This window comes from Paenibacillus sp. UNC451MF, assembly GCF_000686845.1.
Lineage (GTDB): Bacteria > Bacillota > Bacilli > Paenibacillales > NBRC-103111 > Paenibacillus_S.
In genome coordinates, this window is record NZ_JMLS01000002.1 from 405,562 (window position 1) to 419,478 (window position 13,917).

The 13,917-nt window shown below is 48.9% G+C and carries 10 protein-coding genes; 6 read left to right on the forward strand and 4 right to left on the reverse strand.

Going from position 1 to position 13,917, the window contains the following annotated elements:
- Window positions 1-146 precede the first annotated feature (146 nt).
- Both BP97_RS0104970 and def read left to right on the forward strand, forming a co-directional pair.
- Window positions 147-395, forward strand: a complete 249-nt coding sequence (locus BP97_RS0104970; protein WP_028548102.1) for a helix-turn-helix domain-containing protein — start codon at window positions 147-149, stop codon at window positions 393-395.
- Between the two features lie 3 nt (window positions 396-398).
- Window positions 399-917, forward strand: coding sequence for a peptide deformylase (def, locus tag BP97_RS0104975; protein ID WP_028548103.1), 519 nt, complete (start codon window positions 399-401; stop codon window positions 915-917).
- An 85-nt stretch (window positions 918-1,002) separates the two neighbouring features.
- Here def and BP97_RS0104980 read toward each other — a convergent pair whose 3' ends face one another.
- Window positions 1,003-2,298: a beta propeller repeat protein gene (locus BP97_RS0104980; protein ID WP_028548104.1), complete on the reverse strand. Its 1,296-nt coding sequence runs from the start codon at window positions 2,296-2,298 to the stop codon at window positions 1,003-1,005.
- Window positions 2,299-2,760: 462 nt separating this feature from the next.
- On the opposite strand from BP97_RS0104980, the gene BP97_RS0104985 reads away from it, so the two are divergent.
- The 4 genes from BP97_RS0104985 (at window position 2,761) to BP97_RS35355 (ending at window position 8,150) form a co-directional block, all read left to right on the forward strand.
- On the forward strand, window positions 2,761-4,128 hold the full coding sequence (locus BP97_RS0104985; RefSeq protein ID WP_028548105.1) for a YheC/YheD family endospore coat-associated protein: 1,368 nt from the start codon (window positions 2,761-2,763) through the stop codon (window positions 4,126-4,128).
- A 20-nt stretch (window positions 4,129-4,148) separates the two neighbouring features.
- On the forward strand, window positions 4,149-5,423 hold the full coding sequence (locus BP97_RS35350; RefSeq protein WP_081823955.1) for a YheC/YheD family endospore coat-associated protein: 1,275 nt from the start codon (window positions 4,149-4,151) through the stop codon (window positions 5,421-5,423).
- A 171-nt stretch (window positions 5,424-5,594) separates the two neighbouring features.
- The gene (locus BP97_RS0104995; RefSeq protein WP_028548106.1) at window positions 5,595-6,959 is read left to right on the forward strand and encodes a YheC/YheD family endospore coat-associated protein; all 1,365 of its coding nucleotides are present in this window, start codon (window positions 5,595-5,597) and stop codon (window positions 6,957-6,959) included.
- Between the two features lie 6 nt (window positions 6,960-6,965).
- Window positions 6,966-8,150, forward strand: coding sequence for a YheC/YheD family endospore coat-associated protein (locus BP97_RS35355; protein WP_064745666.1), 1,185 nt, complete (start codon window positions 6,966-6,968; stop codon window positions 8,148-8,150).
- A 186-nt stretch (window positions 8,151-8,336) separates the two neighbouring features.
- Here BP97_RS35355 and BP97_RS0105005 read toward each other — a convergent pair whose 3' ends face one another.
- From BP97_RS0105005 to BP97_RS0105015, 3 genes are all read right to left on the reverse strand, one after another.
- Complete coding sequence (locus BP97_RS0105005) at window positions 8,337-9,707, reverse strand: YheC/YheD family endospore coat-associated protein (protein WP_028548107.1); 1,371 nt, start codon at window positions 9,705-9,707, stop codon at window positions 8,337-8,339.
- Between the two features lie 229 nt (window positions 9,708-9,936).
- Window positions 9,937-12,126 (reverse strand): glycoside hydrolase family 88/105 protein, encoded by a 2,190-nt coding sequence (locus tag BP97_RS0105010; RefSeq protein WP_028548108.1) that lies wholly within the window; start codon window positions 12,124-12,126, stop codon window positions 9,937-9,939.
- A 117-nt stretch (window positions 12,127-12,243) separates the two neighbouring features.
- A complete protein-coding gene (locus BP97_RS0105015; protein ID WP_028548109.1) occupies window positions 12,244-13,800 on the reverse strand; it encodes an extracellular solute-binding protein in 1,557 nt (518 codons plus the stop codon).
- Window positions 13,801-13,917: the final 117 nt, after the last annotated feature.

The following is a 13,917-nucleotide window of genomic DNA, read 5'->3' on the forward strand; positions in this document are numbered from 1 at the left end:
ATGCTCCTATAATCGTATAGGCATAGCGTTTTTTAGCTTTACATTTTACCTGGCAACTAATAATATTAGGTAATACCTAATATTATTTAAAATGACAACTAATAATCTACTTATAACTTCAACAATAGACATTGGAGGTCATAGTTATGCTGGTTTGGATGTTAAGGCAGGTTATGGCTAGCAGAGGCATATGGAGCGGAGCGGCGTTAGCCCGTCTACTGAAGGAGAAAGCCGACTATTCCTTGTCCCCTCCTTCCATTAGTGCTCTGCTCGCAGGACAGCCGCGTCAGATGAAGGCCGAAACAATGGACGCACTATGCACGGCGTTGGAATGTACACCTAACGATTTATGGGTGTATACGCCAGCAAAACAAATTGCTCAAGGAGGTCAGTAAACGTTGGCTGAGAAAATAATCGTCCCTTTCGGCGACCCCATTTTGCGCAAGACGGCGAAACCTGTCACTGAGTTCAATGCAAAGCTGTACAAGCTGCTCGACGATATGACGGACACATTATATGCAGAGGATGGAAGAGCCGGACTGGCCGCCCCCCAGGTAGGCATCTTAAAAAGAGTCATTGTTATGGATTGCGGCGACGGTCTGATCGAGCTGATTAATCCTGAAATCATACGAATGAGCGGAGAGCAGAGTGGTCCGGAGGCATGTCTTTCTTTCCCCGAGCATACAGGCATCGTTAAGAGAGCCCAGTATGTTCAATTAACGACCATGAACCGGGCTGGTGAGACGATAACGCTTGAAGGCGATGGCTATCTCGCCCGCTGCATTCAACATGAAATTGACCATCTGAACGGCGTGCTCTTTATCGATCATATCAAGGGCAGCGAGCTGTACCACGACCGCACCAATAAAAAGGTTCCTCTATTGGATGTCCTCCGATTATCGAGACAAAGTATATAGGCATTGCAGAAAAAATCACTGTGCTCATGCAGCAGGAGGCAATCTCTCTCTGCATGAACACAGTGATTGTCATTTACAACTGGATTTAAGAACTTGGCTTGCCGAACGTCTGCACCTGAGTCCACTTCTTCCCGCTGTCAACGGTCTGGTAGAGCTTCGAGGGTTGATTATAAGAACCGACCATTATCCAACCATTCTTACCATCCAGGAACGATGCATTCGCATTCAATCCAGGGAGCTGCTGGCTTCCGTTCACCCACGAAATGCCGCCATCCTGCGTCGAACCCACCGTTACGGCTCCGTTATCCCCACACGGTGCGCACTCCCCTATCAAAAATGCCACATCAGAGCTTACTGCGTTTAACTGCCCAGGCTTGGTTCCCGGTCCTTTGGGTCCGGGCTGCTCGCCTATTTTATAGCCTGGAGCCGGGCCGCCTCCTGCGGTAGAATTGGCAACAACGGTCTTCCAATTCTTCCCTTCATCTTTGCTATGCAGCAGTGTGTAGGAGGTCTGATTCATGCCCGTTTCCCCGATCAGCAAAACCCACGCATCGCTCGTTTCCGTTGAACGGATAACGGCATTCGTCACTTGGCTTACCGTCGAATGCGTCCATACAGGCTTCCATGTTTTACCGCCGTCTTTTGTCAGCTGCACCTGATAATTCGGTTCTTTCATCGTCACGGCCCAGCCCTGACTTTTGGATATAAAGAACGGCTCTCCCTTTATATTTGCAGGAACCGAAAGTGCAGTCCAGGTTTTGCCGCCGTCCGATGTATATTGATTGCCGCTAAAGCCTTCTTGATCCGATATAAAACGGATGCTTTTGCTTATTGGAGCGGACTGTGAAACAACCGACCAAAGCGCTCCGCCATTGGTTGTCTGCAGCAGTCGCCCTTGCACTTTACTATTTGTACTGCCAGAATCCCCTGATGCGCCTCCCGTTCGGACAAAGGCCCATCCCTTACTGTTGTCTATGAAGGAAAACGCCTCAATCTGACCCGGTCCCTGATATTGCTTCTCCCATTGTACCCCTCCATCCTTTGTATGCAGTACGACGCCGTCTCCTCCTGCCCAGCCTTCTGTCGGACTAATAAATTTAATAGAGGTTACAGCTGTCTCTGTTGCATTGGATTCCGATGCCGAAGCAGCCTTGGAAGGCTCTGGTGTCGTGCTTGCCGGAGGGTTTGGCGTTGCGTCATTACTATTCGAAGCGGCCTCGGACCCCTGATCTCCCTCATTAACGGAAGGATCGGCAGTCGGTGCCGCAGCCGGTTTACCCGATGTACCCGCAGATGCCTGCTGATGCTCGCAGCCTACCGTTAGGGCTAACAGAATAACAGCCAGTATAGTCAACAACCATGAAATTTTTGTTCGGTTCATACTGTTCTCTCCTCTGCTTGAAAATGTACGAACAACGAAATCGTTCGTATAAGAAAATGCCTCTCCTCACTAGTATGGACGGAAAAAGCAAAAAAATGGTTACAGCTTCTATGATTTTTGTGTTCAATTTTGAAATAGCAGCGCTTACAAATCAATTCTTTTCAAAAAAACAGCCCCTACTTTCTGGGTTTCCAATTTGTTTACAATATCCATAAGTCTTAAGGCCTATTTTATTTATTTCTACATTATTCCCTTTGTTCCTCCTTTTTGTGCCATTTTTTTCACAAGAAATGTTGTCAGCCTCATGTATTCCTTTGTCCCTCTCCTGTTTCAAGAAAACAAGTTCTTATCGTTCCTTCGCCTAACGGTGCAGTTTCTTTTCACCAAGGGCAAAACGCCCTCATATGATGAAGTAGTTCACTTGAGATTACTGCAAGCTGGCGAAGGGAAGGAGCTGCCGGAGTGAGGAGAACGAAGGTCACTATTAAGATTTCTAATGCCAGCAGTTCTTTGGACGATAACACCCTCATATTGAGCGACATCGTACGGAAAAAATGGAAGATACCTGTGCAAACCCCGCTCACGCTGTGCTTCGGCTCGGCAAAACATGAGGTCAAAGTCGTTACAACTACACTGGCAGATGTCCTTCGCATTCACGCTTCCATTGCTGCACTATGGGGGCTGTCACACGGCGACTCGCTGTGCCTGCAATACAAAGCAAACGACCAGACCCTTCACATCGGGCCGTTAATCGGTGTATTGATCAGCCGTATCAATTCCGTGAACGTTGAAAAGCCTTTCGGTTCCACAACAGCCTTTTATCGGGAGTTAAACGATACCTGCAGGCTGTTCGGTGCCTCCATATGCTTTATTACCCCGGATGAGCTGAACGATCAAAGCCAAACGGTCAATGGGTGGCGTTATACGGGCAAATGGGAGCAAAGGACGTTCCCGATGCCTCATGTGATTTATAACCGTCTGACTTCCCGAAAGCTGGAAAACCGCGACAATGTCCAGCAGTTTTTTCGTCATGCCAAAACACAGCATCAAGCAATTCTGTTTAATGAAAAATATTTGAACAAGACAGAGGTGTTCGATGCGCTGAACAACGCAACCGAGCTCCACAAATATTTGCCGGAGTCTCATCTGCTGCGTAATTTTGAAATATTAAAATCGATGTGCGCCAAGTATCCCGTTATTTTCCTTAAGCCTGTTACAGGGAGTCTGGGAAAAGGGATTATTCGCGTCACAAGGCAAGCGGACCTTTCCTATGTAGGTCATTTCACCAATCTGAATGGCGCTCGCAAACAATCGTTTCCGTCGTTAAGCCGATTTTTCTCCGCTATATCCGGCAAAATCAAACAGCAGCGCTATCAAATTCAGCAGGGACTTGATCTGATATGTATTGAAGGGCAACCTCTGGATTTTCGCGCTTTGGTCCAGCGCAATGAGCTTGGCGAATGGGAGGTCACTTCCATTGTGGCCAGAATTGCCGGGAATCAACAATTCGTTTCCAATTTGGCTCGCGGAGGCCGTTTGTCAACCGTGAAGGACGCACTGGAACATTCCCATTCCACTGCTGCAGCAGGCTGCGCGCCTAAGCTAAGGCGTGCTGCTCTATTGATCGCCAATGGAATCGAAAAGCACATCAGCGCTCATTTCGCCGAGCTGGGCATCGATTTAGCGGTCGATACGCAGGGCAGAATATGGCTTCTTGAGGTCAATTCCAAGCCTTCTAAGGAAGACAATACCCCTTTATGGTCAGAGGGCAAGGTTCGTCCCTCCGTAAAGAGGATCGTACAGTACTCCCGATACGCAGCTAAATTTTGACGGATGTTGAGGTGATTACCATGATGACCCCGTCGCCCATACGCCTGTTCGGCATCATGACTACGCAATCAGAAGGGTACCCCCCTTTTTTGAGCCGTGATTTTTACCGTAAGCTTTGCTTGATCGGCAGCCGAGCCGGACTGACCGTGTTCGTGTTTACCCCTCAAGGCATCCGATGGTCCGAAGGCACTATCACCGGCTATGCTTTTGATGCAGCAGCCCGCAGGTGGAACTGCCAGGATTATGAGATGCCTCATGTCGTGTATGACCGTTGTTTCTTTACGAATCGCAAACAGTATGCGGTGTACCGCGAAGCCATTCAAGAACTAAGAAACCGTCAAACCCCGCTGTTTCTCGGGTATGGCCTGAAAGGAAAATGGGAGGTCCAGCAAATGCTGGAGCAGGACGGACGCTTTAGCAGCCACTTACCGAAAACGGAAGTAATGAAAAGCGTGCGCACGGCGGCAGAATGGCTTAGAGCCCGCTCCGAGGTGCTATTAAAGCCTCAGGCCGGCTCGCAGGGCTGCGGTGTGCTGCTTGTGCGGCGAGCTCCGGGCCGCACAGGCACGCAGGCGCGCAGGCACGCTGCCGGCTCCGCTGCGCAGGAGACCACGGCAAACGCTGCGGCGTTTACCGTGATCGGGCGCGACGCGCGCAATGGCAAGGTAGCGCGCAGCTTCGCCGACGCAGCGACGCTCATGCGCTGGCTGCGTCGCATCACGGAGCAGCGCAACTATTTGCTGCAGCAGTATTTGCCGCTCCAAGGACGCTCCGGCGAAGCGTACGATGTACGCTCGCTTGTGCAAAAGGATGGCTCCGGTCAATGGCAGGTGACCGGGATGGCCGTGCGCAAAGGTCAACAAGGCAGCCTGACCTCTAACCTGCATGGTGGAGGAACCGTGGAGCCCGCAAAAGCTTATCTCAACGCCCAGTTCGGATCGGTTCGATCCGAGGGCATTCTGAACGAGTTGAAGAGACTCTCCAAGGAGATTCCGGTAGCACTCGAGCAGTCTCACGGTCGACTTGCCGAGCTTGGCATCGATTTTGGAGTCGATATAACCGGTCACATCTGGCTTTTGGAAGTTAATTCCAAGCCAGGCCGGTCCATTTTTTCTTTCTTACAAGATAAGAAAGCTCGCTACAATGCATTGGCCAATCCGATTCGATATGCCCGCTATTTGCTGCGTCACCCTCGAACGGGAGAACCTGCGGCTGGAGCCCAGCACGCTGTAAAGTCAGCTCAATCCTCCCGCAGACGTTCGGACGACGCTTCGTCGCTTCCCGACCAAGCTTAAGGCCATTGCTTACGAAGATAGCTTTGTTTACGCATTGCTCAGCCACTGCTTACGAAGATAGCTTTGCTACGCAAAGCTCAGCCACTGCTTACGAAGATAGCTTTGCTACGCAAAGCTCAGCCACTGCTTACGAAGATAGCTTTGCTACGCAAAGCTCTTAGGAGGAAAACCATGAGTTTGACAACTTGCACGATTCATGTGACACAGAGACAGGAAAGAGTCATCTACTTGACTAGTGAATTGGCGAGAACCCTCAAGCTGGCGAAAACAAAATCCGTGTCCCTGCAACTAGGAAGTAAAAGCGCCTCCGCAGGTTTCAAGCTTTTGAAAAAAACGGGCAGCCATTTGTATGTGCCTATGTCCATCGTGTCTCAGCTGCGTATTCCTCAACTAGGCACCACTTTGGTTGAGTGCAGCAACGGCAAGGATATTCGCTTAGGCCCTTTAATAGGGATCTTGACTAGTGTCTCGCCAACCGGCGCGCCATTTGGGCAGCGTACGGAATTTATACGCCAATTCATGCGGGTCGGCTCGGACCGGTCGTATTATTTCGGCTTCTCCCCCCAGGACGTGAACTGGTCTCAGGAAACGGTCACCGGTACTTTCCCCCGCAAAGAAGGCGGCTGGTATCGTAAAACCGTCCCTCTACCGGACGTGGTCTACAATCGGCTTCCAAGCCGCAAGTCCGAGAAGCAGCCATCGATGAACGCGTTTAAGCAGCGTTTTGTTAAACGCGGCATTCCGTTGTTCAACTGGGCATTTTTTGAGAAATGGGACATTTACAATCTGCTTGAAGGAACCGATGCGTTCAAATACGTTCCTGAATCGCATATCAATCCATCTGCAAACCAGATCAAGGAAATGCTGGATAAGCACAAATTCATCTATTTGAAGCCTACTGCAGGCAGTCTCGGTATCGGTATTTACCGGCTCACCTACAATCCCAAGCGAGGATATTACGCCCGCTTCCGACGCGGTGACAAAAACGTTCTGCTGCGCTTCAGCAAGTTCGAATCGCTGATGTCGCTGTTGAACCGCAACAACGGCCGCCTGAATAATTACGTAGCACAGCAGGGTATACGGTTGATTGAGATCGACAGCTGTCCTATCGATTTTCGTTTCCACCTTACCAAAAACATTAACAACCAATGGGTAGTCCCAGGCATCGGAGCCAAAAAGGCGGGAAAAGGAAGCGTAACGACACATGTGCGGAACGGAGGTCAGTTATTTACTCCGGAACAGGTTCTGAAGCAGATTTTCGGCAGCCGTGCCGATCAAGTGTTAACCAGCGCTAAAGAAACGGCGATTAACCTCGCTGAAGCGATAGAGCAAAAAAGTCGACATACACTAGGCGAACTCGGTTTTGATATCGGTATAGACCAAAATGAACGAATCTGGATGTTCGAGGCCAATTCCAAGCCAGGCCGTTCTATCTTCAAGCATCCCGCCCTAAAAGGAGAAGGTAAGGCATCTCTGCAGTATATCTACGATTACTGCCTATACCTTAGCCGATTTCGACCAAGGAGGGATACCTGAGTGGATATCGAACTTCACGAGACCCCGCAAAAGCCGACGCTGGCCATTCTCACTTACGCCGATGAAAACCGGGTTTTTCGGGGAAATCAGGAAAATTTTATCGATTTGATCCGATCCGGCGAGGAAAAAGGCGTATTGGTATATGTCATGACCACCAACGACTTCAAGCTGGTCGGCAAAAAAGCGCTCGGCTACTCTTACAACTTTCAAACGAAAAAGTGGAAAAAACAGCTGCTCCCGCTTCCTCACGTTATCTATAACCGGATTCCGTACCGTAAATTCGAGCTGCTCCCTGAGGTACAGCAGGTGCTTCAAGTATGTATGAGACACGGTAAAATCCACTTTTTCAATCCAACCTTTTTCAATAAATGGACCTTATTCGAGTGGCTGAATAAATCGAAAAACACTCAAACCTTAATCCCCGCAACCCAAAAGCTGACGACAAGCGAGGACTTGGAGCATTTGCTGGAGAAGCATCAAAACCTATATCTGAAACCGATACGGGGCAAGGCAGGAAAAGGCATCATGAAGGTGAGCCAGATTCCAGAGAAATCAGCTAAAACCCGGAAGTATCAATTAAGTATTCAAAATAAGACGAAGAGCCATATTTCCCGCTACTCGAACGTCCCCCAGCTGTGGACTCAAATCCGCGAAGCGATAGGCAACAAAGATTACATCATACAGCAAGGCATCACTCTCGCTAACTATAAACAGCGTCCGTACGATCTTAGGGTGCTCGTTCAGAAAAACAATAAAGGCCTATGGAGCATTGCCGGTATCGGCGCCAGGCTAGCGGGCAAGCTGAGTATTACAACTCATGTTCCGAGGGGCGGTTCCATTGATGACCCCGCCAAACTGCTCGATGCGGGCTTCGGCCCTACGGTCAGCAAAAAAATATTAAGGCGGGCCAAAAAATCCGCGCTAGTCATAGCTAAGCAAATCGAGAAAGCAAGCCAAACGATGCTGGGTGAAATGTCGATGGACCTTGGAGTCGACACGACGGGACAAATCTGGTTTTTTGAAGCCAATTCCAAGCCAATGAAGTTCGATGAGCCCCATATTCGTCAAAAATCGTTGGATAACCTGATTTTATACAGCGTTCATCTATCCAAAACGCCAGCAAAGCCATCCCGGTTTGCTGCAGGAGCAGCGAAGCGCAAAACGGCAAACCATTCAGCGAAGGCCAGATAAACATTCGCTACGATCCACAGTCATGAAAAGTCATACCAAAAAGACCTCGTCGGTTCAAGACGGGGTCTTCGTTTGTTCCGAGGCAAGAAGCCAGGAATACAAATAAAAGACCGCTTCTGCCTGCAACCCAGGCGTAAGCGATCCTGTTTATTAGGGATTACAACTATCGTCGGCAACCATGCTTCACTAAAATTTCGTTGAAAATCTGGCATACTGAACAATTTTCCTGACGGATGGGCGTGCTTTACCTTCGTCAGAGAGCGGAGCATTGTCGTCTTTCGAAGGCTTCGAGTTGACCTCGATAAGCCATACCCTGCCTTGAGAGTCCAGAGCCAAATCGATACCCAGCTCGGCAAAATGCCCTTGTACTTGTGTTTCTATCCCTTTCGCAATCTTCAAGGCTACCCGCCTCAGCTTTGCGTTCCCTCCTGACGCAGCAGCGTTGCCAGAGCGTGCTATTGCGTCTTTAACCGTGCTCAGCGAGCCGCCCCTGGCAAGATTGGAGACATAGTGATGGTCTCCGGCGATTCTTGCCACAATCGATGTGACGCCCCAATTCCCGGTTTCTCCGCGCTGCACTACCGCTCTGAAGTCAACTGGGCGTCCGTTTACCGTGAGCAGATTAATGCCCTGCTGAATTTGATAGCGCGTTGACTTCACTTTCTCCGTAACCGAGTCGTAAAGCTCGTTCAAGCCGTCAAATGTTTTTTTGCGCACTCCATTCTTGCTCGTGTAATGACAAGTGTAAGAATCTCCCGTATTCCGAGTGATGCGAATAATCCCTTTGCCCAAGCTCCCTCCGACCGGCTTGAGAAACACAATAGGATACTTGGCGCACATCGTTTTCAGTACCGAGGAATTGCGCAGCGAATACGATTCCGGCAAATACGCGTTCAGCCCCGGCTCCTTTTTCAACGCATCGAATACTTCCATCTTGTTCAAATACTTGTCATTGAAAAATACGAGGTCCTTACGACCTTTCACTTGCTTGATGAAATGCTGAACATTCGGTTTGTTTTCCGTCTTTCGCGAGGTTAATCGGTTGTAAAGGACATTCGGAATCGGAAAGCTTGACTTTACCCATTTGTTCGCCGTGAAATGCCAGCCTCTTATGATATCGCTTTGACCCTGCATATCTTTGGGCGTGCAAAAAAAGACGGCTGCCCCGTACTTCTGGCATGTTTCGGTTAGCTCACGGCAAAATGCAGTATTGACTCCAAAAGGCTTATCAGGCATGTTGGCAAAAACACTGCTGACCATTACTCCAATAAGCGGACCAATATGAATGGTACGTGTTCCCGCTTTGTAACGAAGACACAGGTTGTCGTTCTGAGACAAATTCCATTTAGAAGCAAGCGAAGCGCTAATTTGCAGGAGACCGGCTTGTGATGAGGGTACGACCGTCACCTCCTGCCGCCCGATTCCGAAGCATAGTTTCAGTGGAGTTTGAAATGGAATCTTCCATTTTTTTGCTATAGCTTCGCTGAGCTTGATAGTCGCACCGTCCCCAGAAACACCGGAGCTTTGAACTTGCAACTTTACTTTTGTTCTTATCATGAGAAACCCCTTCCCAGCATCGTCTTGCCATTAAGACAGCTATATGCTTGGAACAATAACAAACGAACTACTTCATCATATGTGGGCCTTTACCCCTTGGTGAAAAAAAACTGCGGCGGAATACCCATCATACTATGTTCGTTTCAAAGTCCTTGAAGGTATCTAGAGAATGAGGCTCCCCATGATCTTGCAAGCTTTGCCTCTCAAATGGGAACAGGTCTGAGAGCCATTAACCCACGGCCACAGAAGCCTTCCCTTGAGCTAAATGACGCTCCAACTGGAGTACCTCAATGCCCGCTAGTAAAACAATCCCTATGCCATGAGTATCGTTTAGCAGCCAAGACAGATCATCCTTGTAGTAGCCGACGCTGTACGAATAGCCTGAGCCGCGGCATACGCCGTAGACGTTGCCGAATTTATCGATCGAGATACGGGCCATCCCGTTCCAGCCTTTATGAATCGCAGCGATATACTTCTCCGTATCAGCAAGCCAGCCGTATCTTACCCCGCGCGCAAATGCGTACAGGAACATGGATGTGCAGGATGTTTCTTCATACGATGAAGGTTCTGTCAAAACTTGATGCCAGAGTCCGTTCTCTCCTTGCAGTCGCAGGTAGCCTTCGCTCAGCTCATTGAAAAATTGCAGCAGCTCGTTACGCACTACGTGGTTATCCGGAAGTACTGCCAACAGCTCGGACAAGGAGAAGAGCACCCAGCCGTTGCCGCGGCCCCAAGCAATCTTTGTCGGCTTGTCGATGCCGAAGTCATACACATGAGACATGATTTGCAGTTCTGGAATATATAGCCGTTTTTTGAATTGGATGAACTGGTTTGCCGCATCCTCAAGATAACTGATTTCGCCTGTCCGTTGATAACAGCGGCACAAGTAGGGTACGCTCATGTACAAATCGTCGCACCATAGAGTTGCATTAGGGAAATCAACATGTCTTGGCTTGCGGTATAATGATCCTTCAGGTAACCGCTCCTGCTTATTGCTGATATAATCTGCAATCACATCTGCTATTCGCTCAGCCCCTTGAAGCGATTGGCTTTGCAAAGCAAGCAGCATTGTCGCGCCGAACGAGCCGCAATCGTCGAGACTATCTAGGGTAGCCAGTGTATTCAATACACCAGAAGCACCATACTGCTCCTTATCCCACTTCGCGTAGCTGTATAGACGGGTACACGTTTCGATATGGCTATATACATATTGCAGCAAATCCTCGCGTCCCAGCAGCTTCCCGGTCTGGAGCATGCCATACAACGTCACGCCAAGCGGATAATTCCACTTGCCGAACAAAGCGTTCTCCGTGAACGGACGTACCCAAGTGTTCGGCTGATCCAACCGCCAGAACGTACCGCCTTCCTGCGTTTCGACTAGAGAATGCAAGGAATCGGCAACATCAGGTATGGCTTCTTCCACAGCAAAAGGGCCCAAGTACAGCCATTCATCCTTGGCACCGTGAACCGGATACGGCTCTACGAGATGAACGCCCGCCGGCAGCGAATCCAGACGGAAGCCAACGCTCCCGTTAGTGCCTAAGCTTTGAATGACGAGATCATGCTCCCCATAAGCTAATTTCAGTGCAACTTGGAAGGAACCTGCCTTGTCGATCGTGGATTGCAGCTCACCATTCACATATAGCGCTATTTTACCTTCGGCCGAGCCGGTCAACTCCACGTTCCGAATTTCCTGCGAGAAGGAACGAAGCTTGGTCCAAGCCAGCGCATATTGGCCTTCCAGCCCACCGAAAATGCGTGCTATCGGGTTCTTAGCCTGCTCGGCACCGCTCCACTCAACCTTCGGGTACCATGTTATGCCATGGTCCGCCTCTGTGCTGTCCTCTCTCGGCAGCTCGCTCCACACTTGATCCTGTGGTGCGGAATAAATCCAACCCTCATGTCCGAAGCGTTCCGGCGAAGGGGCTAGGAAGTGAACCGGATTGCTCTTGAAGGAGCCCGGTCCAAGGGAGCCTCCGCAGCCAGCTTCCGTCTTGGTGAACTGGAATACCAGATGGTTCCAGCCTTTATGCATCGGAATGGTAACAACCGTTCTGCGCTTAGGATTTAATTCATCCGCAATATTCGCCTTATAAATTTGCTCCCCGTTAGCATACAAAATTAATGGACCATAGCAGTACAAAATGAAATTGAGCGGCATATCCGAATCGTTCCAATATTTGCACCAGGCATAAACGATCTGACCGTTTTGCAGCTCCGGATACCGTTCGGTAAAATTAAAATCATAGCTGTAATCATGCTTTTTCAAAATCCCATCCGCACAAAAAGCCCGGTAGGCCATCGGATGCGGCGGATTGTTCCCTACATACCTGTCGGCTACCGTTGCTAAAATTTCGCTTACGCGGTCTCCGCATTTTGCGAAGATGCTTTCGTTGATGTCGATGTAACGCTCAGTCATGGTTTCTTCCTCCCCAATTGGTAAAGGGGCGGAGTCTCCCCGCCCCTTTCTTTTTTCTTTATACTCTTTTCCCCGTATCCAAAAGAATAGCTCAGCAACTATTTTTATCTCTTCATCTTACTTCGCTGCAGAACCGTTACGTTTTTGATACGCATCCGTCATTTCTTGGCTCATCTTTGTCAAATCCGCATCGGTTTTCGCTTTTGCTACGAAATCGTCCCAAGCAGTAATCGGCTCGCGACCCAAGATGATTTTCGTTTTCAAATCTTGTACTTTTTTCTCGAACTCAGGCAGCAGCTTTTGTGCAGTCGGCGAATACAGACCGATACTAATGTCCGCTACGCTTGTTTTGGCACGCTCGTCTTGAATTTTCATGTACAGATCATTCGCTTCTTTCGGGAAGTAAACCTTCGTCGAGCTTGCGTATGGATCTGCTACGTAAACGATTTGGTTAAAGTCCGGACCATTATCTTTTGCCAGCTGCTCTGTATTGATAACTTTTTGGCCGTCTTTTACCGTGTAATCGACACCTTCGATACCGTACTGTTGAATAGCAAACACTTCGTCGCTCATCCAGGTATCAACCATCTTCAAGATCCGTTTCATTTTCACTTCAGGTACAGATTTAGGAATAGAAATCATACCGGAGAAGCCAGGACCTTTCGGGTTATATCCATTCATATTTGTCAGCGGATAGAAATCCTCAGGCTTCATGTTTGGATCGATTTTTTTCATCTTCTCGTAATGATCGTTCATGGTACCTGCCTTGTCCATGATAATTCCGGCTTTGCCGCCATTGAACAGATCAGACACCTGTGACAGCTTCAAAGATGCGAAGTCTTCCGGAATCAGTTTTTCCTTGTACATTTTGGTCAAATACTCGATGGACTTACGGGTTTCCGGCAGCAGCGCCGTGTTGACGATTTTACCGTCCACAAGCTTCCATTTATCATTTTTCACGTTGGCGCCAGTGAAGCTGTTCTCGATCATTGCCAGCGTCCCCATATCTGCAGGAGGGGTCATATAGGCAGCTAACGGAATGGTGTCGTTCTTGCCGTTTTTATCCGGATCCTTTTCCGCAAAGGCTTTCATGACATCGTACAGCTCGTCAGTCGTCGTAGGTACCTTCAAACCCAGGTTGTCGAGCCAATCTTTACGTATAATGAAAAACTGATCGGCCTCAGCCGGGCGCGGACGTGGGATACCGTAGTTTTTGCCGTCCTGCATTTTGGTCAGTTCCCAAGCCGTATTGGAAATCTTAGAATTCAAATTCGGATAATCTTTAATGTATGGAGTCAAGTCCCAGAAAGCGCCTTGGGTTACCGCATTGCGGAATACCGAGGTAAACGGATCGTTGATCGTAATCAAATCCGGGATATCGCCGGATGCAAGCGTAACATTCAACTTGTCCGTATAGTTGTTACCGGACACCCACTGAATTTTCATCTTGGAGTTTGTTGCTTTCTCAATGGCTTGCTTAATCTTATTATCATCTGCGGCTGGAGAAGGGGTGAGCAAAATCGTCATAATACTGACTTCCAGCGGCCCTTCATTTCCCCCTGCGGCATTGCCTCCCGCATTATTTTTATTACCACACGCAGCAACGACACTAGAAAGCGCCAACATAAGCACCATTGAACCCATGACAGCTTTTTTGCTTCTTCTTAATTTCATTAGTGATCCTCCCTTGTTATGAATCTCTTTGTTTCGAAACACTCCTAGCTGAGCACAAGGTAGACATTAGTACATTCCGCTTTGATCGACAATCGTACTTTTTTGTAGTGCCATTAG

Excerpts from the sequence above, each read along its gene's own strand:
- BP97_RS35350 (WP_081823955.1), top strand. The coding sequence starts at position 4,149 with ATGATGACCCCGTCGCCCATACGCCTGTTCGGCATCATGACTACGCAA.
- BP97_RS0104970 (WP_028548102.1), top strand. The coding sequence starts at position 147 with ATGCTGGTTTGGATGTTAAGGCAGGTTATGGCTAGCAGAGGCATATGG.
- BP97_RS0105005 (WP_028548107.1), bottom strand. The coding sequence starts at position 9,707 with ATGATAAGAACAAAAGTAAAGTTGCAAGTTCAAAGCTCCGGTGTTTCT.
- BP97_RS0105015 (WP_028548109.1), bottom strand. The coding sequence starts at position 13,800 with ATGAAATTAAGAAGAAGCAAAAAAGCTGTCATGGGTTCAATGGTGCTT.
- BP97_RS0104995 (WP_028548106.1), top strand. The coding sequence starts at position 5,595 with ATGAGTTTGACAACTTGCACGATTCATGTGACACAGAGACAGGAAAGA.
- BP97_RS0104980 (WP_028548104.1), bottom strand. The coding sequence starts at position 2,298 with ATGAACCGAACAAAAATTTCATGGTTGTTGACTATACTGGCTGTTATT.
- BP97_RS0105010 (WP_028548108.1), bottom strand. The coding sequence starts at position 12,126 with ATGACTGAGCGTTACATCGACATCAACGAAAGCATCTTCGCAAAATGC.